The organism is Erythrobacter aureus, assembly GCF_003355455.1.
Classification (GTDB): Bacteria; Pseudomonadota; Alphaproteobacteria; order Sphingomonadales; family Sphingomonadaceae; genus Qipengyuania; species Qipengyuania aurea.
In genome coordinates, this window is the sequence record NZ_CP031357.1 from 658,250 (window position 1) to 681,213 (window position 22,964).

Sequence of the window (22,964 nt, forward strand, 5' to 3'; positions counted from 1 at the left end):
ACAATGCAAGGCTCCCTGTCTATCCGCGCCCCGCAAACGAATTCTCGCGTCGGCAATCTGTCGCGCCAAACTCACGTGAGGGACTGAACCGATTATGAACTCGCCTGCCGAAAACCCGCTCGACCGCGTTCTGGTGCTGGAAATGGTCCGTGTGACCGAAGCCGCGGCGGTCGCCGCGTCCAAGCTCATCGGCCGCGGCGACGAAAAGGCCGCCGATGCCGCTGCGGTCGAAGCCATGCGCAAGGCCTTCGACACGCTTTACATGGACGGCACGGTGGTGATCGGCGAGGGCGAACGCGACGAGGCCCCGATGCTGTTCATCGGCGAAAAGGTCGGCGGCGCGCCGGGCCGCGGCCCCAAGATCGATATCGCTCTCGACCCGCTGGAGGGCACCACCATCACCGCCAAGGCCGGCCCCAATGCGCTGGCGGTTCTTGCGGCGGCGGAAGAAGGCTGCCTGCTCAACGCTCCCGATGTCTACATGGACAAGCTGGCGGTCGGCCCGGGATATCCCGAAGGCATTATCGATCTGGCAAAAACGCCGACCGAAAACGTCAAGGCGGTTGCCGAAGCGAAGGGCGTGGAGCCTTCCGACATCATCGTTTGCGTTCTCGACCGCCCACGTCATGCCGAGCTGATTGCCGAATTGCGCGGCCTTGGGTGCGGCGTGGTCCTGATCGGCGATGGGGATGTGGCGGGCGTGATCGCCGTGACCGACGAAGATACGACGATCGACATGTATATGGGCCAGGGCGGCGCCCCCGAAGGTGTCCTCGCTGCTGCGGCACTGCGCTGCGTTGGCGGGCAGTTCAACGGTCGTCTTGTGTTCCGCAACGACGACGAGAAGGCGCGTGCCGCCAAATGGGGCATAGACGATCTCGATCGTATCTATACCCGTGACGATCTGGTGAAGGGCGACTGCATCTTCGCCGCTACCGGGGTGACGTCAGGCTCCCTCCTCGAAGGTGTAAAATATCTGCGCGGTGGCCGCATGACGACGGAAAGCGTGGTGATGCGTGCATCGAGCGGCACCGTGCGTTGGATCAAGGGCGAACATCACACGAAGTAATTTTCGTGACGTGTGCTGGTCGCGGGTGTCGGCAGCACACATGGGCTAAAGACTCTTCAAAACCCTCACCGCCGTGTTGCAATCCCATGACGCTCGGCTAGGCGGGGCGCACTGCTAGCTCCCAAGGATTCGCCGCATGAAGATCATGGCCGCCAATTCGAACCTGCCGCTTGCTCGCGCGATTGCAGGCTATCTCGAAATGCCCCTCGTCGACGCGCAGGTACGCCGCTTCGCCGACGAGGAAATTTTCGTCGAAATTCACGAGAACGTGCGCGGCGAAGATGTCTTCGTGGTCCAGTCGACCAGCTATCCGGCGAACGACAATCTGATGGAACTGCTGATCTGCATCGATGCGCTCAAACGCGCATCGGCGCGGCGGATCACGGCAGTGGTGCCTTATTTCGGCTATGCCCGTCAGGATCGCAAACCCGGCCCGCGCACGCCGATCTCGGCCAAGCTGGTGGCGAACCTCATTACCGAGGCCGGGGCTGACCGGGTTCTTGCGGTGGATTTGCATGCAGGGCAGATCCAGGGCTTCTTCGACATCCCGACCGACAACCTCTTCGCCGCGCCGGTCATGGCGGCGGATATTCAGGCGCGTTATGGCGATCAGGACCTGATGGTGGTTTCGCCCGATGTCGGCGGCGTGGTTCGCGCCCGTGCACTCGCCAAACGGCTCGACAACGCCCCGCTGGCCATCGTCGACAAACGTCGCGACCGCCCGGGCGAAAGCGAGGTGATGAACATCATCGGCGATGTTTCGGGCCGTCATTGCATCATGATCGACGATATCGTCGATTCGGGCGGGACGCTGTGCAATGCCGCGCAGGCGCTGCTCGACCAGGGCGCGGCATCGGTAGCCGCCTATATCACCCATGGCGTGCTTTCGGGTGGCGCGGTGGCGCGCGTCGACGGGTCAGCGCTCAAGGAACTGGTCATTACCGATTCGATTCGCCCGACCGACGCGGCCAAAGATTCCGCCCGCATCCGCATCCTCACCATCGCTCCGCTGATCGGCGAGGCGGTACGGCGGATCGCCGATGAAAGTTCGGTCAGTTCACTGTTCGACTGAAATGACGACCGCAGCCGATCTTGCCTTGGCTAACCGCCTGGCCGAGGCGGCGGGCGAAGCGATCCGACCGCTGTTCCGTGGCGAATGGTCGCAGGAACAGAAGGCCGATCGCAGTTTCGTCACCGAGGCCGACCGTGCCGCCGAGGCGGCGATGCGCGCGCTTCTCGAATCCGAACGGGCGGATGACGGGATTATCGGCGAGGAATACGGAACCCGGAACGAAGGCGCAGGCCGCCAATGGGTGCTCGATCCCATCGACGGGACCACCAGCTTCATCGCCGGTCGACCGATTTTCGGCACGCTGATCGCGCTGATGCAGGATGGCTGGCCGGTGCTGGGCGTAATCGATCAGCCCATCGCCAAAGAGCGGTGGGTGGGCCGCATTGGAGACGGCACGACGTTTAATGGCAAGCCGGTGCGGGCCGCAGCCTGCAAAGAGCTGTCCGACGCAGTGCTGGCCACCACCACCCCGCACCAGTTTGCAGGCGATGATGTCGATGCCTTCATGGGCGTCGTCAAATCGGTGGCCGAACGCAAGATCATCTATGGCGGGGATTGCTACAATTACGCGCTGGTCGCATCGGGCCATGTCGATGTAGTCGTCGAGGCAGGCCTCAAGCTCCACGATTTCGCGGCTCTGGTTCCTGTAGTCGAGGGTGCGGGTGGCGTGATGAGCGACTGGCAGGGCAATCCCCTGGATGCGAACAGCGACGGCCGCGTGATCGCTTTGGGGGATTCCGCGCGACTGGAGGACGTGCTCGAAGCGATGGGGTGAGGTAAAGGCGGATGAAAAGATCGCCGCTGGGAGGAGACGAGGTATGAGCGAGATCGAGATCAGCGCATCGGATCGTGCGAAGCTATTGTCGTTTAGCGAAGACGAGCTCATGGCGAACATCGCGCTTCACGATGCATCCGCTGCCGCGCAATTTGGGATTGCCGGTGTCGCTAATGGTGGCTTCGCTACGAAGGCGGAGATGATGGGGGAGATGCACGCTGCGGGCCTGTGGAGCGACGTGGTGGCAAAGGGAAAGGCGATCTTTCACAAGCTGTGGAACGAGGCGAAAAATCTCGTATGCGGCACATACGATCAACTTGCGAAGAGCGGGGATCTCGAGAAGGTCCTCACTCTACTCGCCGGATTGCTTGTCACTCAACTGGGGTGGCCCAATCCGCTGGCACTGCTCGTCGTCAAAGCGGCAATGAAGCACGGACTCGAGCAGATGTGCAGCGTCTCTGCCATGCCTGTCTGATGCGCCGGTGCCTTGTGTGACCGACACGCTTGAGGGGCGGATCGCGCTGGTTACCGGAGCGGCGCGCGGGCTCGGCTTCGAAATTGCTCAGCGACTGATCGAAGACGGCGCGACCGTCTGGCTCAACGGCCGCGACCGAACTTCGCTGGAAGAGGCGGCAAAGCGGATCGGCGATGGCGCGCGGCCGCTGCCCTTCGACATTGCCGACGCTGCCGCAACCGAAGAGGCCTTCGCTCTGCTGGCAGAGGACGGGCTCGACATTCTCGTCAACAATGTCGGGCAGCGCGACCGGCGCCCGCTCGATCAGCTCCGGCGCGAGGACATGGCGGCGATGCTCGCCACGAATCTGGTTGCCCCGTTCGATCTTGCGCGGCGTGCCGTGCCGCTGATGCGAACACGCAAATATGGGCGGATCGTCAACATCACCTCCATCGCCGCCGATATTGCGCGCGGCGACGTGCTCTATACCGCGAGCAAGGGCGGGCTGGCGGCGCTCACCCGCGCGCTTGCCGCCGAACTCGGACCTGCCGGCATTACCGTGAATGCCGTCGCGCCGGGCTATTTCGCGACCGAAGCGAATGCGCAGATGGTCGCCGATCCCGACATCGCGCAGCATCTCGCACGCCGCACCTCGCTCGGTCGCTGGGGAGCGCCGAACGAAATCGCCGGCGCGGTTGCCTTCCTCGCCTCACCCGAGGCAAGTTACATCACCGGCCACACGCTGGCGGTCGATGGGGGCTATCTGGCCCACTTCTGACTTGCTTTTGCGCGCGGAACCGCTAGATGCGCGCCCTTCACCGACACGTGATTCATCTGCCGGTCTGGCCGTAAGGGCTGCCAGGGCTGGTTGTACGTGTCTCTGACCCGATATCCGAGTAGGAGATGAAAATGCCCAAGCTGAAGACCAAAAGCGGTGTGAAGAAACGCTTCAAGATCACCGCAACCGGTAAGGTCAAGCATGGTGTCGCCGGCAAGCGCCACCGCCTGATCAGCCACAATGCGAAGTATATTCGCCAGAACCGCGGCACCACCGTCCTGTCGGAAGCCGACAGCAAAACGGTGAAGAAGTGGGCGCCCTACGGCCTCGACTGAGCGCGAACTAAGGAGAATACGAAATGCCTCGCATCAAACGCGGCGTCACCACGCGCCAGAAGCACAAGCGTCTATTGGATCAGGCGAAAGGCTATCGCGGCCGTCGCAAGAACACGATCCGCATCGCCCGCCAGGCGGTCGAAAAGGCGGGCCAGTACGCCTATCGCGACCGCAAGGTTAAGAAGCGCAACTTCCGCGCGCTGTGGATCCAGCGCATCAATGCTGCGGTTCGCGCGGAAGGTCTGACCTATTCGCAGTTCATGCACGGCACCAAACTCGCCGGGATCGAACTCGACCGCAAGGTGATGGCCGATCTTGCCATGAACGAAGCGGCTGCCTTCAAGGCAATCGTCGAGCAGGCGAAGAAGGCACTGCCCGCCTAAGCGCGCAATCTGCCGCTAATTCCAAAGGGCGCTCCGCGAGGAGCGCCCTTTTTGTTTCGTAAGCGCTTGTCGCCGCTCCACAACTAGGTATATTCCCCTACATGTTGGGAGGGGACGATTGATCGATCAGAACTGTATTGATGTGCGGTTTTTCGCACCGCCGGATGATCTGGCGCGATGCTTCACGATGGTTTACCGGCTTGAAGTGAGCCTGCCCGAAGGCGAGGTGCTCGAAGACTGGCTTCAGCCCGAATGGTGCAATCTGCGCTTCTTCGCCGAAAATCCACCGAAGGCCGAATTTCCTGAAGGACCCAGCGTGTCCGGCGCCCGATTTCTGGCAACCGGCCCGACTTCCTGCCCAACACATTTTCTGCTCGGCAGAACGCGCATGTGGGGCGTGGGCCTGCTCCCGCACGGTTGGGCGCGCTTCGTGGGTGCGCACGCCGCCGATCACACCAATACGATTGTCGATGGCGAAGCGAGTCCGCATTTCTCGCGCCTCGCACCGCTGTGCGAGGCAATGTGCTCGCGCGAGCACTCGGACGAGGAGCAATTTGCATTCCTTACGGATTTCTTCCGCAAGCTTGCCAACCCTCCGCGCGACAGTGCGCGGATCCAGAAGGTGCACGAGGTCATGATCGATCCGCGCCTGCTCCATGTCGATGAATTCGCCCAGCGTAGCGGCATGTCCAAGCGAACGCTTGAACGCCTTTGTGCCCGTCATTTCGGATTTTCCCCGCGCCTGCTGCTGAGGCGGCAGCGGCTGATGCGCAGCCTTGCGGCCTTCATGCTTGAACCGCGGACGAGTTGGTCGGCCGTGATCGATGGTCACTATCATGACCAGTCGCATTTCGTGCATGAATTCCACGCTTTCATGCGCTGCTCACCCAGCGAATATGCGGCTAAACCACACCCTGTGATGGCTGCATTCATGGCGGATCGCAAACGGGTTTGGGGGTCACCGGCGCAAACCCTGGTTTCACCATGAGCAGGATCATGACACACTTCAGATCTGCAATGATGACAGGATGAACGATCTGTTCCCAAAGTCGGCCAATCAGGGCGCTGCGCGCCTCGCCCTCGGGGTGATGCGATGATGACGATCGGGGGCGCATCTCCAGCGATTGCCTTGCGATTTTTCCTCCCGCCGGGGCATCTTCGCCCCTTCGTTACGACGCTTTATCATCTCGAAATCTCGGGCGGTGGGGAAGACGATGCGGTGGAGGATTGGTTGCATCCCGAATGGGCCAATCTGCGGCTGATTCCGGATCGCACGATCGAGGCGGGAATGGGAGGCGGACCTCTCGAACGCGTACCCCGGGCGGTCATGGCGGGGCCTACCAGCGTGACCACGCATTTCCGCGCCCGCAAAGGAAGGTCTTGGGGTATTGGCTTTCTGCCGCTCGGCTGGGTTCGGCTGATAGGTGCTCCGGCAAACGCCTATGCCGATCGCTACGCCGATGTAGAAACCGATCCTGCTCTCGAGCGTCTGCGCAAACTGTGCGCCTGCGTCCTCGATGGAGATGGCGATCTCGTCGCCGAGCGCGACGCCATGGTCGGCGAGCTGGATGCGCTGCTGGCCGATCCTGCTGTGGGTGAGGGCGCGCGTGAGGCGAGATTGCTGCGGATCGAAGAGGCGATTACCGATCCGCGGTTCCATAGCGTGACGGAACTCGCTCAGACACTCGGCATGAGCACGCGCACGATGGAGCGGTTTTGCAGCAGGGTGTTCGGTTTTGGCCCGCAACTGTTGCTGCGCCGCCAGCGATTCGTCCGCAGCCTCGCCAAGTTCATGCTCGACCCTTCGCTCAAATGGATCGACACGCTCGACACTCACTATCACGACCAGGCCCATTTCGTTCGCGATTTCAGGCGGTTCATGATGATGTCGCCCAGCGAATATGCCAGCTTGCCGCATCCGGTTCTGATGGCCGCCGCCCATGCTCGTGCGGCCATTGCGGGCGAAGCGATGCAGGTTCTACACAAGTCTTCCCGGCCACTTGGCGGTGAATGAGCGACACGTGCCGCGATCCGGGTTCCTGCCGCGCATCTTCCTGCGCCGCCAGCGCGCCTTGCGAAGTTTCGCCCGGTCCCCGCGCGAGATCCGACAAGATAGGGGATCGGTCCTCGAAACTTCCGTCGCTGTGACCGGGCGCAATTCGTTGGTCCATTTGCCTCCATCTCGAGCGAGCGGCCCGGCCAATCGGGGCTTGGGATGCGGCGCCTAAGCGGCTAGAGGGCGCGGGCATACCTTCCCGACATATCAAGCCAGACAGAATGACCGACCTCGAACACCTCAAGACCGATGCGCTGACGCGGATCGAAAATGCGCCCGATGTCGCCGCCCTCGAAGCGCTGCGGATCGAATTCCTCGGCAAGCAGGGCTCGATCTCCGGGCTGATGAAAACGCTCGGCAAGATGACTCCGGAAGAGCGGCAGGTACAGGGGCCGCTGCTGAACGGGTTGCGGACCGAAACCACCGACGCCATCGCCGCACGAAAGGCAGTGCTCGAGGACGCCGAACTCGAAGCGCGGCTTGCAACCGAAAGCCTCGACCTGACCCTCCCCGCGCCCGAAGCGCCGAAAGGATCGGTCCACCCGGTCAGCCAAGTGATGGACGAGTTGGCGGAAATCTTCGCCGACCTCGGTTTCTCGATCGCGACCGGTCCCGAAATCGAGGACGACTGGCACAATTTCACCGCGCTCAACATGGCCGAAACGCATCCGGCGCGCGCGATGCACGACACCTTCTATTTCCCCGATCTGGATGCCGAAGGGCGGCGCATGTTGCTGCGCACGCATACCTCGCCAGTGCAAATTCGTTCGATGGTCAAGCAGGGCGCACCGATCCGCATCATCGCGCCGGGCCGCGTCTATCGCAGCGACAGCGATGCGACGCACACGCCCATGTTCCACCAGGTCGAAGGCCTCGTCATCGACAAGGACATCCACCTCGGCCACCTCAAATGGACGCTGGAGACCTTCCTCAAGGCCTTCTTCGAGCGGGACGATATCGTGCTGCGCCTGCGCCCCTCCTACTTCCCCTTCACCGAACCTTCGGTCGAGGTCGATGTCGGCTGGCAGGACGTGCAGGGTCGCCGGGTTCTCGGCGGTGACGGCGATGCGCCGGGCCACGGCTGGATGGAATTGCTCGGCAGCGGCATGGTCAATGCCCGCGTGATCGAGTTCGCCGGGCTCGATCCCGACGAATGGCAGGGCTTCGCCTTCGGCGTGGGCGTCGATCGCCTCGCCATGCTCAAATACGGGATGGATGATCTGCGCGCCTTCTTCGACGGCGACCAGCGCTGGCTCGACCATTACGGCTTCTCGCCTTTCGACCAGCCGACCCTTTCCGCCGGTGTGGGAGCAAGCGCATGAAGTTCTCGCTCGAATGGCTGAAATACTTCCTCGACACCGATGCGAGCGTGGCGGACATCGCTGCCGCGCTCAACCGGATCGGCCACGAGGTCGAAGGCATCGAGGATCCGGCGGACAGGCTGGCCGGTTTCCGCGTTGCCAAGGTGCTGACCGCCGACAAGCATCCCGATGCCGACAAGCTGCAGGTGCTGACCGTCGATACGGGCGAGGGCGATCCGCTGCAGGTTGTCTGCGGCGCGCCCAATGCGCGTGCGGGGATGAAGGGTGTGCTGGGCCTGCCCGGCGCGGTCGTCCCGGCCAATGGCATGGAGCTGCGCAAGAGCGCGATCCGCGGTGTCGAATCGAACGGCATGATGTGCTCGGTGCGCGAGCTCGAACTGGGCGAGGAGCACGATGGCATCATCGAGCTGCCCGAGGATGCCCGGATCGGCCAGACCTTCGCCGAATATCACGATGCCTCACCGGTGTTCGATGTAGCGATCACGCCCAACCGCCCCGATTGCATGGGCGTTCAGGGCATCGCGCGCGACCTCGCGGCGGCGGGCCTCGGTACATTCAAGCCGGTCGAGGTTTCCGAAATAGAGGCGCGCGATCCGTGCCCCGTCGAAATCCGCACCGACGATGCGGAAGGCTGCCCAGCTTTCTACGGCCGCGTCATCCGCGGCGTCGACAATACCAAGCCTTCGCCCGAATGGATGCAGCGCCGCCTGATCGCGGCGGGTCAGCGGCCGATTTCGGCGCTGGTCGATGCGACCAACTACCTCATGCTCGCCTTCGGGCGTCCGGCGCATGTCTATGACCTCGCCAAGCTGTCGGGTCCCGTTGTGGCGCGGCGCGCAAGGAACGGCGAGACAGTCGAGGCGCTCAACGAGAAGACCTACACGCTCGACGAGACCATGACCGTGATCGCCGACGACAACGGTGTGCACGACATCGCCGGCATCATGGGCGGCGAGCATTCGGGCGCGACCGAGGCGACGACCGACGTGTTGCTCGAAATCGCCTATTTCGACCCCGAGCGGATCGGCGTGACCGGCCGCGAGCTTGGCCTCGCCTCGGACGCACGCACACGCTTCGAGCGTGGTGTGGATCCGGACTTCCTCGACGATGGACTCGCGATCCTGACTTCGCTGATCCTCAAGACCTGCGGCGGCACGCCCACTGAGGTCGCGCGGGCGGGCGAGGTCCCGGCCGAGCCGAAGGTCATCGCCTTCGACCCGCACCTCACCTCGCACCTCGGCGGGATCGATGTGGCGCAGGACGAGCAGCGCGCGATCCTCGAAGCGCTCGATTTCCAGGTCGGCGAGGACTGGCAGGTTACCTGCCCCCTGCGCCGCCACGACATCGAAGGCCCTGCCGACCTCGTCGAGGAAGTGGTGCGCATCCACGGGCTCGACCATGTGGAGAGCGTGGCGCTGCCGCGAGTCGAAGGCGTGGCTCGTCCGACCGCCAGCCCGCTGCAGAAGCAGGAGCGCAAGCTCCGCCGTGCGGCGGCAGCGCGCGGTCTCAACGAGGCGGTGACCTGGTCCTTCCTGCCCACATCCGAAGCGGAGTATTTCGCCGATGGTGCGCAGCTATGGGTGCTCGACAACCCGATCAGCGAAGACATGAAGGCGATGCGCCCCTCGCTCATTCCTGGTTTGCTTTCGGCGGCAAAGCGCAACGCCGATCGCAGCGCGGATGGCAGCCGCCTGTTCGAGATCGGACGCCGCTATTTCCGCGGTAAGGATGGTGCCAGCGACGAGAAACCGACGCTCGGCGTGGTGCTCGCGGGTAACAAGGCTTCGCGCGGCTGGGCCAATGGCAAGGCGCAGGGCTTCGATGCGTATGACGCCAAGGCCGAGGCCGTCGCATTGCTCGAAGCCGCCGGTGCGCCGGTAGCAAACCTCATGGTGATGGGCGAGGCGGGCGACCAGTTCCACCCAGGCCAGTCGGCCACGCTGCGCCTCGGCCCCAAGAACGTGCTGGCCCGCTTCGGCGCGCTGCATCCCAAGACGCTCAAGGCCTTCGACGTCGCTGGTCCGGTGATGGCGGTCGAGATATTCCTCGATTCAATCCCGGCGAAAAAGGGGGCTGGCTTCGCGCGCGCCCACTACGCGCCGCCCGCGCTTCAGTCTGTCACGCGCGATTTCGCCTTCCTCGTCCCCGCCGATCTCGCGGCGGGCGACCTCGTGAAGGCGGTGCGTGGCGCAGATAAGAAGGCGATCGTCGAGGCGCGCGTGTTCGACGTGTTCGAAGGACAGGGCGTGCCCGAAGGCCAGAAGTCGGTTGCGGTCGAAGTCAGGCTCCAGCCGGGTGAAAAGAGCTTCACCGATGCCGAGATCAAGGCGATCTCGGACAAGGTGGTCGCGAGCGCCGCCAGGCAGGGTGCGGAGTTGCGCGGATGAAACCTGTCCTGAGCCCAGCCGAAAGGACTGCCTTTGTCACCGGAGCCACCGCAGGCATCGGCGAAGCCACCGTGCGCACGCTGGTGGCGAGCGGCTGGCGCTGCGTGGTGACCGGGCGGCGCAAGGAACGGCTCGACGCACTGGTGGAGGAGCTTGGCGCGGACAAGGTCCATGCGGCCTGCTTCGACGTGCGTGATACCGACGCGATGGATGCCGCCCTCGCCGCTCTGCCCGAAGCGTTCGCGGGCATCGATCTGCTGGTGAACAATGCCGGCCTCGCGCAGGGTCTCTCGCCCGCGCACGAAGCCAGCCTCGACGACTGGCAGACCATGATCGACACCAATGTGACGGCCATGGTGGTGCTGACGCGCAAGCTGCTGCCCACGCTGATCGAGCGCAAAGGCGCGATCATCGCCATCGGTTCGGTCGCGGGGAGCTACATTTACCCCGGCGGTAACGTCTATGCGGGCTCCAAGGCCTTCGTGAACCACTTCACGCTCGCTTTGCGCGCCGATCTGCATGGCACGGGCGTGCGCGTGACGAGCATCGAGCCTGGCATGGTCGAGACCGAATTCACGCTGGTGCGCACCGGCAGCCAGGAGGCGTCCGACGATCTCTATCGCGGTGCCGACCCGATGACCGGGCAGGACATTGCCGATACGATCCGCTGGATCGCCGAACTGCCCCCGCATCTCAATATCAACCGGCTCGAACTTATGCCGGTAAACCAGGATTTCGCCGGCTTCCGCGTCGCGCGCGAACACCACTAACCCATCAACGCCCGCCTCCGTTCGTGTCGAGCGAAGTCGAGACCCGGATGGCCTGGACGCATCTCGACTTCGCTCGATGTGAACGGGAGGGTAGGAAAAGAGACCATGTCAGACCGCCGCACATTCGCGATCATCTCGCACCCCGACGCGGGTAAGACCACGCTGACCGAGAAGCTGCTGTTGACCGGCGGCGCGATCCACTTGGCGGGCGAGGTCAAGGCGCGCGGGCAGGCGCGGCGAGCGCGTTCGGACTGGATGAAGATCGAGCAGCAGCGCGGCATCTCGGTGACATCCAGCGTCATGACCTTCGAGCGCGAGGGCATCACCTTCAACCTGCTCGACACGCCGGGGCACGAAGACTTTTCCGAAGACACCTATCGCACGCTGACCGCGGTCGATTCCGCCATTATGGTGATCGACGCGGCCAAGGGTATCGAGCCGCAGACGCGCAAGCTGTTCGAGGTCTGCCGGCTGCGTAGCGTGCCGATCATCACCTTCGTCAATAAGGTCGATCGGGAAGGGCGCCCGGTGTTCGAACTGCTCGACGAGATCGCCGACATGCTCGCGCTCGACGTCAGCCCGCAGGCCTATCCGGTGGGCATGGGCGGCGAGTTTGAGGGCGTGCTGGATTTCGCCACCGGCTGCGTCGCGCGGCCCGAAGGCCCCTCAAAGGAATTTACCGGCACGCGCGACTGCGACCCGGCCATCCCCGAGCGTTTCGCGGAGGAGATCGAGCTGGCGCAGATCGGCTATCCCGAATTCGACCTCGAAGCGTACCGGAATGGCGACCTGACCCCCGTCTACTTCGGATCGGCGCTGAAGAATTTCGGCGTTACCGAGCTGATCGAGGCGATCGCGAAATACGCCCCGCCGCCGCGCCCTCAGCCCGCAGGCGACGAACAGATCGCGCCCGACCATAACGAGGTCACCGGTTTCATCTTCAAGGTGCAGGCCAATATGGACCCCAACCACCGCGACCGCATCGCCTTCATGCGGCAGGTTTCGGGCACCTTCAAACGTGGCATGAAGCTGACGCCCTCGGGCCTCGGCAAGCCGGTCGCGATCCATTCTCCGATCCTGTTCTTCGCGCAGGACCGCGAAGTCGCGGACACTGCCGAGCCGGGCGACATCATCGGCATTCCGAACCATGGCACGCTGCGCGTGGGCGATACGCTGAGCGAAAAGAACGCGATCCGCTTCACCGGCCTGCCCAATTTCGCGCCCGAAATCCTGCGCCGCGTCGCGCTGGTCGATCCGACCAAGACCAAACAGCTTCGAAAGGCGCTCGACGACCTTTCCGAAGAGGGCGTGATCCAGGTCTTCTATCCCGAGATCGGCGGCCAGTGGATTATCGGCGTGGTCGGCCAGCTCCAGCTCGACGTGCTGATCAGCCGCCTGTCCGCCGAATACAAGGTCGAGGCCAGGCTCGAAGCCTCGCCCTTCGCCACCGCGCGATGGATCAAGGGGGACGAGAAGGCAATGAACGAGTTCGAGAAATTCAACCTGTCCAACCTCGCCAAGGATCGCGACGGCGATCTGGTATTCATGGCCAAGAGCCCGTGGGACGTGAACTACCAGCAGGAAAAGAACCCGGACCTCACCTTCTCGGCGACGAAGGAGCGGTAGGCTTGCGGCAGGCGCACCAAGGCGGCATTGCAGCGCCATGACGCTTCACGCCGGACCGACTTCGCAGACTTTCATTTCGCAGCGGCTGAGGCTGCACTATCTCGACTGGGGCAATCGCGGGAAGCCGCCGCTGGTGCTCGTCCATGGGGGGCGCGACCATGCCCGCAGTTGGGACTGGGTCGCCGAACAATTGCGCGACGATTGGCATGTGGTGGCGATGGATCATCGCGGCCACGGCGATTCGGACTGGGTCAGCGACGGCAATTATTCCGCCAATGACATGGTCTACGATCTTGCCCAGCTGGTCCACCAGCTCGGCGTGGGGCCGGTGACCATTGTCAGCCATTCGATGGGCGGCAATGTCTCGCTGCGTTACGCCGGGACCTTCCCCGAGATGGTCACCAAGATCGTCGCCATCGAAGGCCTCGGCCCCAGTCCCAAACGGCAGGCCGAAATGCGGGCGAAGAATTATCCCGAGCGGCTCAATGAGTGGATCGGCAAGAAGCGCGCCGCCTCGGGTCGGATACCCCGCAAGTATGAGAGCATCGAATCCGCCTTCGCGCGGATGATCGAGGAAAACAGCTATCTCACCGAAGAGCAGGCGCGGCACCTCACCATTCATGGGGTGAATCGCAACGAGGACGGCACGTATAGCTGGAAATTCGATCCCCATCTCAATGTCTGGGCGGTGGAGGATATCGCCGACCAGTTCCTGCACCAGACCTGGGCTGCGATCACCGCACCCACGCTGTTGCTTTATGGCGCGGACAGTTGGGCCTCGAATCCACAAGGCGACGGCCGACTCGACCACTTCTCCAATGCCGAGGTGATCGAATTCGAGAATGCGGGTCACTGGCTGCATCACGACCAGTTCGACCGGTTCATGAAGACGATACGGGATTTCCTCTGATGGCGGAATTCTTCGACCGGCTAGCCGATGACCATGTCGCCATGCTGGCAAAGCAGCCGGTCTTCTTCGTCGCCACCGCGGCGAGTGACGGACGGATCAATCTGAGCCCGAAGGGTTATGACGCGTTTCGCGTACTCGGGCCCAACCGTGTGGCCTATCTCGATCTGGCCGGGTCGGGGAACGAAACGCATGCCCATCTCACAGTGGACGGGCGCATCACGATCATGGTTTGCAATTTCGAACAGCCGGCTCTTATCTTGCGGCTGTACGGGACGGGCAAACCGGTCTTGCCGCAGGACCACGGTTGGGAAGAACTCGCGGCGCATTTCAAACTGCTGCCGGGCACAAGGCAGATTTTCGATATCGCAGTGGACAGCGTGCAGACCAGTTGTGGCTGGGGTGTGCCGTTCATGGAATTTGAGCGGGAGCGGGATACGCTGGTCAAATACTACGCAGGGCGCGATCCGGAGGAATTCGTGGCCAAGCGGCGGTCACGTGATCGCAGTATCGACGGTATCCCTACCAGGCCGACCGACCGCTACTTTGCTGGCGATTGACCGCGCGTGCGCCTGACTTTCGCCAGTTACAACATCCACAAGGCAGTCGGGCTGGACCGCAAGCGCGATCCCGAGCGCATTCTCAGCGTGCTTCACGAGATCGATGCCGATATCATCGCGTTGCAAGAGGCGGATCGCCGGATCGGGCAGCGCGCCAGCGTGCTTCCGCGCGCCGAGATCGACGATACCCATTGGCGCGTCGTCGAAGTGGCCAAACGCCCGCGCAGCATTGGCTGGCACGGCAATGCGCTGCTGGTGCGGCGCGACATGGATGTCTTGGACGGTGAAGCGCTCGATCTGCCGACGCTCGAACCGCGCGGCGCGGCCTGCGGCGAGCTAATGGTCGAGGGGCACCGGCTGCGTGTCATCGGTACGCATCTCGACCTGTCGGGTCTGCGCCGCCGCGACCAGATCCGGTCGCTGCTCGAATTCTGCAATGGCTGCGAACGCGATCTGCCGACCGTCATCATGGGCGATTTCAATCAGTGGGGAAGGCGCACCGGGGCCATGCGCGAATTTGCCGAAGGCTGGCATGTTGTCACGCCCGGCCGAAGCTATCCCAGCCGCCAGCCTGTTGCCACGCTCGACCGGATCGTGGCCAGCAGCCACTGGGACTGCGTCGAGGCGCAGGTCCATCACACCGGTCTGTCGGCGGTAGCATCGGACCACCTGCCCGTAATTGCCACGCTGGACTTGATTAAAAAATAGGCAGCAGCCCAATCATTAGGCAATAGTTGGTGTAGGCGGCGCGCCTCTGAGGTCGAATCGTGCCGAAAAGCGGTTTGGCACGCACTTTGCTGCATGTGCGAACGCCGGTGACGGACCGGCGGACCACACAGGGGGTGAAGGCGTGAAATTCATCATCGCTGTCATCAAGCCATTCAAGCTCGACGAGGTGCGCGAAGCGCTCGGCGACATCGGAGTGGCCGGGATGACCGTTACCGAAGTCAAGGGATTCGGCCGCCAGAAGGGCCAGACCGAAATCTATCGCGGCGCCGAATACTCGACCAACATGCTGCCCAAGGTGAAGCTCGAGATTGCCGCGAGCGACGACCTCGCCCCGCAAGTGGTCGAGACGATCCAGCAGACCGCCAGCACCGAAGCCATCGGCGACGGCAAGATCTTCGTATTCGACCTCGCCAGCGCCACCCGCATTCGCACCGGCGAAACCGGCGACACCGCGCTCTGACGGACAGGATGGGACCCATGATGTTTCGAACTCTTTCTCGCACCGCCGCCCTCGGGCTCGCGCTGCTCACGCCCGCCGCGGCATTCGCGCAGGAGGCGGCCGAAGCCGCCGTCGCCGTGCCCAACCCCGGCAACAACGCCTGGATGATGACCGCCACCGTTCTGGTCATGCTCATGATCCTGCCGGGCCTCGCCCTGTTCTATGGCGGCCTGACTCGTTCCAAGAACATGCTCTCCACCATGACCCAGATCGGCGCGACCGCCTCGTTGGCGATGCTGGTATGGGTGATGTGGGGCTATTCGACTGCCTTCGGGCCGGAAGGGAACGCCTTCTTCAGCTGGGGCAATCTGTTCCTGTCGCAGACCGATGCCGCGAGCACGGCGGCGACCTTCACCGACGAAGTCATCAGCGAATTCGTCTTCATCAGTTTCCAGATGACCTTCGCCGCGATCACCGCCGCGCTGATCCTCGGCGCGACGGCGGAACGCATGAAGTTCAACGCCGTGATGCTGTTCGTCCCGCTGTGGCTGACCATCGTGTATTTCCCGATCGCCCATATGGTCTGGGCGGGCGGCGGCCTGCTGTTTGAAGACGGCGCGCTCGACTTTGCCGGGGGCACGGTGGTGCATATCAATGCCGGTGTCTCGGGCCTCGTGCTCGCCTATCTCCTCGGCAAGCGTCGCGGCTATCCGGCAGAACCCATGCCCCCGCATAGCATGACGTTGACCATGGTCGGCACGGGCCTGTTGTGGGTCGGCTGGTTCGGCTTCAACGCGGGCAGCGCGCTCGAAGCGGATGCTTCGGCCGGACTCGCCATGATCAACACCTTCGTCGCCACGGCAGCCGGCGCGCTCACCTGGATGGTCATCGAACGCGCAGCGGGCCACAAGGGCAGCGCGCTGGGCTTCTGCTCGGGGGTTATCGCGGGCCTCGTGGCGGTCACTCCGGCAGCGGGCAATAGCGGGCCGTTCGGTGCGATCCTGCTCGGTATCGTCAGCGCCGCCGTGTGCTATTTCTTCGTCGCCAAGGTGAAGGCGAAGCTCGGCTATGACGACAGCCTCGACGCCTTCGGCATCCACGGCATCGGCGGCATTGTCGGCGCAGTCGGTACGGCAGTCGTCTACCAGCCCTTCCTCGCCGGACCCGGCGACGGCTCGGTTGCGCTCGGCGCGCAGCTCTGGGTGCAGATCTTCAGTGTCCTCGTGACCATCGTCTGGGCCGGCATCGGCACACTGGTGGTGGGTATGATCGTCAAGGCGCTGATCGGCCTGAGAGTCACCGAGGAAGCCGAAGTCGACGGGCTCGACATCTCCGAACACGGAGAGCGTGCTTACAATTAACCAGTTCGGCGGGGCGCCGTTCTCTCCTCTTTTCTCCGGTGCCCCCGCCCAACCATGTTCCTCCTGCGAACACCGACTTTGCCGGGCCGGAGATTCGTCTCCGGCCCCTTTTTTGTCGATTCTTCCAGGCGCGCGTGCGTGCGGTGGACTAGCCAGCCAGCGCTGCGGTTACGAAATCCGCGCAGTGTTCGCCGATCATAATGCTGGGTGCGTTGGTGTTGCCGGAAACCAGACGCGGCATCACGCTGGCATCGGCGATGTAGAGCCCATCGATTCCCCGCGCCTTGAGCGTCGGATCGACCACCGCATCCTCGTCCGCGCCCATGCGGCACGTGCCGACCGGGTGGTACACCGTATCAGCCCGATTGCGGATCAGCTCGTCGAGCTGGGCATCGTCGTCGAGATCGATCGGATAGCGGTCTTGCGGATCGTATTTCGCCAGGCTGGGCGAACTGGCGATGCGATGCGACAGGCGCACGCCCGCGCGCAAAGTCGCGATATCGCGCTCGTCGTCGAGAAAGTTGGGATCGATCCGCGGCGCCATGCGCGCATCCGGCCCGTTGAGGCGGACGGTACCCCGGCTTTCGGGGCGGAGCACGCAGGCATGGAGCGAAAAGCCATGGCCCTTCACTTTCGTACGGCCGTGATCCTCGAGCATGGCAGGCACGAAATGCCACTGGACATCGGGCGCCGGCGCATCGGGCATGACCGCCCAGAATCCCCCGGCCTCGGCATAGGGCGTCGTCATGATCCCTGTGCGTTTGCGACGATGTTCGATAATCGCCTTCGCCATGCGTACAGTGCCGGTAAGACTGTCCCCGATCAGGTCCTTATTGGCGGTCTGCCAGCTCGAAACATAGTCGATATGGTCCTGCAAGTCGTTGCCCACGGCCTGCTTGTCTACCACGACGTCGATCCCGTATTCGCGAAGATGCGCGGCCGGGCCGATACCAGACAACATCAGGATCTGCGGCGAATTGAAAGCCCCCGCCGAAAGAACCACCGCGCCGCGCGCCTTCACCGTGCGCCGCTTCTCGCCAACGCTATAGGTCACTCCCGTGACCCGTCCGTCCTCGATCTCGAGCCGCTGCACGCTCACGCCGATGCGCACGTCGAGATTGCGCAGGGCCCGCTTCGGTTCGATATAGGCCCGCGCTGCCGACCAGCGTTCGCCGTCTTTCTGCGTCACCTGGTAAAGGCCGAAGCCTTCCTGCTTGGCGCCGTTGAAATCATTATTGCGCGGCAATTGCAGTTGGGCTGCCGCTTCCACGAAGGCGAGGCTGCCGGGGTTGGGCCAGTTCTGGTCGCTGACCCATAAGGGGCCATCGTCGCCGTGATACGCGTCGCTTCCGCGCACATTGTGCTCGGCTCGTTTGAAATAGGGCAGCACATCGTCATAGCCCCACCCGGTGCAGCCAAGCTTGGCCCAGTTGTCGTAATCCCATTTGTGGCCGCGAATGTAGATCATCGCATTGATCGCCGACGATCCCCCCAGCCCGCGACCGCGCGGCTGATAGCCGATCCGGCCATTGAGCCCTTTTTGCGGGACCGTCTCGAAGCGATAGTTCGAGGAATCGCGCAGGAAGGGCATGAATCCCGGCGTTTTGACCAAGACCGTGTTGTTACGGGGGCCGGCCTCCAGCAGGCATACGCTTTTGCCGCTCTCGGCCAACCGTCCGGCGACGGCACTGCCTGCGCTCCCGCCACCGATCACGATGACATCGAATTCGTCCATGATATCTCCTCTCTCGTCGGAGAGGTTAGGCAGCCTCCGCCTCGCCTGCAATCCGGTTTTCGTATGAAACGGATTTTTCTTCGGCTCCCTGGCGTTCGAGCCAGCGTTCGCGAATCTGGTCGGATGTCTCGCGGCTGCCATCATGCGTCCAGCCGGGTTCGCGCAGCAGGTAGGATAGCTTGTGCTTCCACGGCGCGCGCCACATGTCCTGGGCTATGCCGATCCATTCGTGGAACACGGCCCACAGCAGGTTGAAGCTGCCGAGCTGCTTGACGATGCCGTAGCGGATCGTCTCGTCCTCCACCTCGGGCTCGAACGTGCCGAACATCTTGTCCCAGACGATGAACACACCGGCATAGTTGCGATCGAGATAGCGCGGATTGGTCGCATGATGGACCCGGTGATGGCTCGGCGTGTTCATCACTGCTTCGAACCAGCGCGGCATCTTGTCGATCGCCTCTGTATGAATCCAGAACTGGTAGATGAGGTTGAATCCGGCGCAAATGGCGATCATCGCGGGATGAAAGCCGAGCAGAACCAGCGGCAGGGCAAAGGCGAATCCCAGCGTCAGATAGCCCGTCCAAGTCTGCCTCAGAGCCGTGCTGAGATTATAGTGCTGGCTCGAATGGTGGTTCACATGGCTCGCCCAGAACCAGCGCACGCGGTGGCCGAAGCGGTGGACCCAGTAATATTTGAGATCGTCGAGCACGAAGCACAGCGCAAAGGCCCACCAGGTCCAGGGAATATCGAACAGGCGGAATTCCCAAACCCACAGAAACAGAGCGAAGAAGGCGCCGCCGAACACCAGGCCCGAAACCGTGCTGCCGAGGCCGAAGGCCAGGCTGGCAAGCGTATCCCTGGGTTCATAGGCTTCGGGTCGTCTGCGCCAGGCCCAGATCATTTCGATCAGAACCAGGGCGACAAAGCCGGGTACGGCCAGTTCGGTGGGCGAAAAATCGGGCATGACGGTTATTGCCTTATCGCTTCTATCGTCCGAACCCAAGCCGCCGGATCGTCGAGTACGAGGCGCGCTGTGCCATAACGCTTTTCCGCAGTATCGATGAGGAGTGTGGACCCTTCGCTACGAACCCGGGTCGCGGAAGTGAGAATACGCCCTGCAAAGTGACTTCCGTGCTGCCGCAGCAGGAGCACGCGCCCGGCTGCGTCGCGCATCAGTGCGCCTTTGCCCGAGCGATCCAGGCCGATCGCGACCGGCTCGTAGCCGCTGACCGCCTCGTCGGCCGCGATGCGTACCGCCTCTTCATCCGCGAGGCGCGGGGCAGGGCCGAGCTTGAGCCAATATGCGAAGGCTGCCAGCGCAAGAATGGCGAGCAGCGAGCCGGCGAATTGCAGCAGGGCGGGGGCGATCTCCATCACGCGAATGGATTGGCATGATGTGCACTTTACGGCAAGCAGGCCGTGAAAGGGAGATACCGATGAAGTTCTTCGCCATTCTCGCCGTCGGAGCTGCCGCGATCGCCACGCCGGTACGTGCGCAGGATGTCGATCCGATCCTCCAGGTCGAAGCGCAGCAGGAACGAACCGAGCGCGTGGCTCAGCGGATCTGGGAGTTTGCTGAACTCGGCTATCTCGAAACCCGTTCGAGCGGGCTGCTGGTCGACGAATTGCAGCGCGAGGGATTTTCGATCCGCCAGGGCGTGGCGGAGATTCCTACGGCGTTTGTGGCCGAATGGGGCGAGGGCGGACCGGTCATTGGCCTGCTGGCCGAATTCGACGCTCTGCCGGGCATCAACCAGTCCTCTGCCCCGACGCGCGATCCGGTCGCGGGAAAGCATGCGGGCCACGCCTGCGGACACAACCTCTTCGGCGCCGGATCGCTTAGCGCGGCAATCGCTATCCGCAACTGGCTCGAGGCGACCGGCACACCGGGCCGCGTACGCCTCTATGGCACACCTGCCGAAGAAGGTGGGTCGGGCAAGGTCTACATGGCCCGCGCCGGCCTGTTCGACGATGCCGATTTCGTGATCGACTGGCACCCTGCCGACCGTAATTCGGCGGCCTCCCGCAAAAGCCTCGCCAACCGTTCGGGCAAGTTCCGCTTCCGCGGTGTTTCGGCCCATGCGGCGGGTGCGCCCGAACGGGGGCGCAGCGCGCTCGACGGGGTCGAGGCGATGAACATGATGGTCAATATGATGCGCGAGCATACGAGCATGGACACGCGCATCCATTACGTCATCACCGATGGCGGCAAGGCGCCCAATGTGGTCCCCGATTTCGCCGAGGTGTTCTATTATGTGCGCCATTCGGACGCGGATGAGGTTCGTGCCTTGTGGCCGCGTATCGAAGCGGCGGCCAAGGGCGCGGCCATGGGCACCGGCACCGAGGTCGATTGGGAGATCATCCATGGCAACAACCCAACGCTGCCGCTCCAGTCGCTGCAACTGATGATGGATGGAAAGCTTCGTTCGTTGGAGCCGATCGAACATACCGTCGACGAACTGGAATGGGCCGCGACGATTCGCGAAAGCCTGGGCGAGGACGCGCCCGAATTGGCGCAGGCACAGCAGGTCGAAGACTATGCCGTTTTGACGGGATACGGCTCGACCGATGTCGGCGATGTCAGCCGCGCGGTCCCCACTGTCAGTGTGCGCACTGCCACCTGGGTACCGGGTACGGCGGCGCATAGCTGGCAGGCGGTTGCCGCGAGCGGGCACAGCTACGGCGCCAAGGGCACGCAGCACGCGGCCAAGGCGATGGTGCTCGCGGCAGTCGAACTCTACACCAATCCGCAATTGCGCGAGACGGCGAAGGCCGAGTTCGCCGAGGCCAGGGGCGCGGACTATGTGTACGAATCGCTGCTCGGCGATCGCAAGCCGCCGCTCGACTATCGCAAGTAGTCAGCCCCGCGCGCGGGCGGCGAACATATCCATTGCCGGGCGAACCGGGCTGACATCGTAACCGGCTGCCGCGGCGGCTTCGCCGATGGCCTCCGGGTCGTCGCCACTGCGTGCGCGGGCCAGCGACCACAGCAATGTCGAGCGCGTCCCCGAACGGCAGAAACCCAGCACCGGCCCCTTGGCGGTCGCAAGCGCTTCCTGAAGCGCCTCGACCTGGGGTTCGCTGAAGCCCGCGCTGCCGATCGGGATTGCGATGTAATCCATCCCTGCCGCCCGCGTCGCCGCTTCTATATCGGCACCCGGCGGCTGGTCGGCAGCCTCGCCATCGGGCCGGTTGTTGACCACCAGCGCCATTCCCATGGCGGCGGCTTCCGAAATTTCCCGCGGCGTGACCTGCGGGCTCGCGTAGAAATCGTCGGACAGTTTTCGGAACTCGCTCATCGTATCCCTTCCTGTGCTCGGGCCAGTTTTTCCGCTCGCCGGTTGCGCTGAATGATGTTGAGGATCTCGACCCCGACGGAGAAGCCCATCGCGGCGTAGATGTATCCCTTGGGCACGTGGAAGCCGAACCCATCGGCGATCAGGACGAGGCCGATCATGACGAGGAAAGCCAGGGCGAGCATTACCAGAGTGGGGTTTTTCTCGATGAATTTCGCCAGCGGATCGGCGGCCACCATCATGATGCCGACAGTTATCACGACGGCGGTGACCATGATCGGAATTTCGTTCGTCATGCCCACCGCAGTCAGAATCGAATCGACCGAGAAAACGATATCGATGGCGACGATCTGGGCGATGACCGTGCCGAAAGTGGCCTTGGCCGCATCGGCGACACCGGGAGTCTTGTCGAGCAGATCGCCCGAATCGTCTTCCGGCTCCATCGAGTGATGGATTTCCTTGGTCGCCTTCCACAGCAGAAAGAGCCCGCCGGTCAGAAGAATGAGATCGCGACCTGAGAAAGCGGTTTCGAAACTGACCTTGTTGGTCCCTTCGACCGGTGGGCCGACGATGCCGAGGTCGAAGATCGGGGTCTGCAGCGTGACCAGCCAGCCGATCAGCATCAGCAGTGCGATCCGCATGATCAGCGCGAGCGCCAGCCCGATGCGCCGGGCACGCTGCTGTTGGTGTTCGGGCAGCTTGTTCGAGAGAATCGCGATGAAGATCAGATTGTCGACACCCAGGACGACCTCCAGCGCGATCAGGGTGAGCAGCGCCAGCCAGGCGGCTGGATCGGAAACCAGGGCCATTAAATCCATGATTTGCGCTGTGCCGAACGGCTCCGCTGCGTTCAAGACATCTTTCGCGCAACATCTTCTTTGCGAAAATGTCACATTTTTGCGGTTTGCAG

General features: G+C 63.2%; 24 protein-coding genes. 19 read left to right on the forward strand and 5 right to left on the reverse strand.

Features of this window, described 5'->3' with window-relative positions; translation table 11 throughout:
* Positions 1-94 precede the first annotated feature (94 nt).
* From glpX to DVR09_RS03370, 18 genes are all read left to right on the forward strand, one after another.
* Entirely contained in the window at positions 95-1,069 is a 975-nt protein-coding gene (gene glpX / locus DVR09_RS03285) for a class II fructose-bisphosphatase (RefSeq protein WP_115415666.1), read from the forward strand.
* Between the two features lie 136 nt (positions 1,070-1,205).
* Complete coding sequence (locus DVR09_RS03290) at positions 1,206-2,141, forward strand: ribose-phosphate pyrophosphokinase (protein ID WP_115415667.1); 936 nt, start codon at positions 1,206-1,208, stop codon at positions 2,139-2,141.
* Between the two features lies 1 nt (position 2,142).
* Positions 2,143-2,916: a histidinol-phosphatase gene (gene hisN / locus DVR09_RS03295; protein WP_115415668.1), complete on the forward strand. Its 774-nt coding sequence runs from the start codon at positions 2,143-2,145 to the stop codon at positions 2,914-2,916.
* Between the two features lie 43 nt (positions 2,917-2,959).
* Positions 2,960-3,391, forward strand: coding sequence for a hypothetical protein (locus tag DVR09_RS03300; RefSeq protein WP_115415669.1), 432 nt, complete (start codon positions 2,960-2,962; stop codon positions 3,389-3,391).
* A gap of 16 nt (positions 3,392-3,407) precedes the next feature.
* On the forward strand, positions 3,408-4,148 hold the full coding sequence (locus DVR09_RS03305) for an SDR family oxidoreductase (protein ID WP_199798587.1): 741 nt from the start codon (positions 3,408-3,410) through the stop codon (positions 4,146-4,148).
* 131 nt (positions 4,149-4,279) lie between these two features.
* Positions 4,280-4,483, forward strand: a complete 204-nt coding sequence (gene rpmI, locus DVR09_RS03310) for a 50S ribosomal protein L35 (RefSeq protein ID WP_067693021.1) — start codon at positions 4,280-4,282, stop codon at positions 4,481-4,483.
* Between the two features lie 23 nt (positions 4,484-4,506).
* Positions 4,507-4,866, forward strand: a complete 360-nt coding sequence (gene rplT / locus DVR09_RS03315; protein ID WP_115415670.1) for a 50S ribosomal protein L20 — start codon at positions 4,507-4,509, stop codon at positions 4,864-4,866.
* 118 nt (positions 4,867-4,984) lie between these two features.
* A complete protein-coding gene (locus tag DVR09_RS03320; protein WP_234041536.1) occupies positions 4,985-5,854 on the forward strand; it encodes a helix-turn-helix domain-containing protein in 870 nt (289 codons plus the stop codon).
* Between the two features lie 105 nt (positions 5,855-5,959).
* Positions 5,960-6,880 carry a helix-turn-helix domain-containing protein gene (locus DVR09_RS03325; protein ID WP_115415671.1) on the forward strand — a complete coding sequence of 307 codons (921 nt, stop codon included), beginning with the start codon at positions 5,960-5,962 and terminating at the stop codon, positions 6,878-6,880.
* Positions 6,881-7,143: 263 nt separating this feature from the next.
* Positions 7,144-8,244: a phenylalanine--tRNA ligase subunit alpha gene (pheS, locus tag DVR09_RS03330; protein ID WP_115415672.1), complete on the forward strand. Its 1,101-nt coding sequence runs from the start codon at positions 7,144-7,146 to the stop codon at positions 8,242-8,244.
* A complete protein-coding gene (pheT, locus tag DVR09_RS03335; RefSeq protein ID WP_115415673.1) occupies positions 8,241-10,631 on the forward strand; it encodes a phenylalanine--tRNA ligase subunit beta in 2,391 nt (796 codons plus the stop codon). The genes pheS and pheT overlap by 4 nt, the downstream gene beginning before the upstream one ends.
* Positions 10,628-11,401, forward strand: a complete 774-nt coding sequence (locus tag DVR09_RS03340) for an SDR family NAD(P)-dependent oxidoreductase (protein ID WP_115415674.1) — start codon at positions 10,628-10,630, stop codon at positions 11,399-11,401. Before pheT ends, DVR09_RS03340 begins: the two co-directional genes overlap by 4 nt.
* 105 nt (positions 11,402-11,506) lie before the next feature.
* On the forward strand, positions 11,507-13,027 hold the full coding sequence (locus DVR09_RS03345; protein ID WP_115415675.1) for a peptide chain release factor 3: 1,521 nt from the start codon (positions 11,507-11,509) through the stop codon (positions 13,025-13,027).
* 37 nt (positions 13,028-13,064) lie between these two features.
* A complete protein-coding gene (locus DVR09_RS03350; protein ID WP_115415676.1) occupies positions 13,065-13,937 on the forward strand; it encodes an alpha/beta fold hydrolase in 873 nt (290 codons plus the stop codon).
* Positions 13,937-14,494 (forward strand): pyridoxamine 5'-phosphate oxidase family protein, encoded by a 558-nt coding sequence (locus DVR09_RS03355; protein ID WP_115415677.1) that lies wholly within the window; start codon positions 13,937-13,939, stop codon positions 14,492-14,494. Before DVR09_RS03350 ends, DVR09_RS03355 begins: the two co-directional genes overlap by 1 nt.
* Before the next feature lie 6 nt (positions 14,495-14,500).
* A complete protein-coding gene (locus tag DVR09_RS03360; protein ID WP_115415678.1) occupies positions 14,501-15,202 on the forward strand; it encodes an endonuclease/exonuclease/phosphatase family protein in 702 nt (233 codons plus the stop codon).
* Between the two features lie 142 nt (positions 15,203-15,344).
* The gene (locus DVR09_RS03365) at positions 15,345-15,683 is read left to right on the forward strand and encodes a P-II family nitrogen regulator (protein WP_115415679.1); all 339 of its coding nucleotides are present in this window, start codon (positions 15,345-15,347) and stop codon (positions 15,681-15,683) included.
* Positions 15,684-15,703: 20 nt separating this feature from the next.
* Positions 15,704-17,023, forward strand: a complete 1,320-nt coding sequence (locus DVR09_RS03370) for an ammonium transporter (RefSeq protein ID WP_115417762.1) — start codon at positions 15,704-15,706, stop codon at positions 17,021-17,023.
* A gap of 148 nt (positions 17,024-17,171) precedes the next feature.
* On the opposite strand, the gene DVR09_RS03375 is transcribed toward DVR09_RS03370, so the two are convergent.
* The 3 genes from DVR09_RS03375 to DVR09_RS03385 are packed head-to-tail and all read right to left on the reverse strand — an operon-like array spanning position 17,172 to position 20,132.
* On the reverse strand, positions 17,172-18,758 hold the full coding sequence (locus DVR09_RS03375; RefSeq protein ID WP_115415680.1) for a GMC family oxidoreductase: 1,587 nt from the start codon (positions 18,756-18,758) through the stop codon (positions 17,172-17,174).
* A 25-nt stretch (positions 18,759-18,783) separates the two neighbouring features.
* The gene (locus DVR09_RS03380) at positions 18,784-19,722 is read right to left on the reverse strand and encodes a sterol desaturase family protein (protein ID WP_115415681.1); all 939 of its coding nucleotides are present in this window, start codon (positions 19,720-19,722) and stop codon (positions 18,784-18,786) included.
* Between the two features lie 5 nt (positions 19,723-19,727).
* Positions 19,728-20,132 (reverse strand): hypothetical protein, encoded by a 405-nt coding sequence (locus DVR09_RS03385; protein WP_234041594.1) that lies wholly within the window; start codon positions 20,130-20,132, stop codon positions 19,728-19,730.
* Between the two features lie 62 nt (positions 20,133-20,194).
* On the opposite strand from DVR09_RS03385, the gene DVR09_RS03390 reads away from it, so the two are divergent.
* On the forward strand, positions 20,195-21,616 hold the full coding sequence (locus DVR09_RS03390) for an amidohydrolase (RefSeq protein ID WP_115415682.1): 1,422 nt from the start codon (positions 20,195-20,197) through the stop codon (positions 21,614-21,616).
* On the opposite strand, the gene DVR09_RS03395 is transcribed toward DVR09_RS03390, so the two are convergent.
* Complete coding sequence (locus DVR09_RS03395) at positions 21,617-22,057, reverse strand: protein tyrosine phosphatase family protein (RefSeq protein ID WP_115415683.1); 441 nt, start codon at positions 22,055-22,057, stop codon at positions 21,617-21,619.
* Positions 22,054-22,872, reverse strand: coding sequence for a TerC family protein (locus tag DVR09_RS03400; protein WP_115417764.1), 819 nt, complete (start codon positions 22,870-22,872; stop codon positions 22,054-22,056). The genes DVR09_RS03395 and DVR09_RS03400 overlap by 4 nt, the downstream gene beginning before the upstream one ends.
* Between the last annotated feature and the right edge of the window lie 92 nt (positions 22,873-22,964).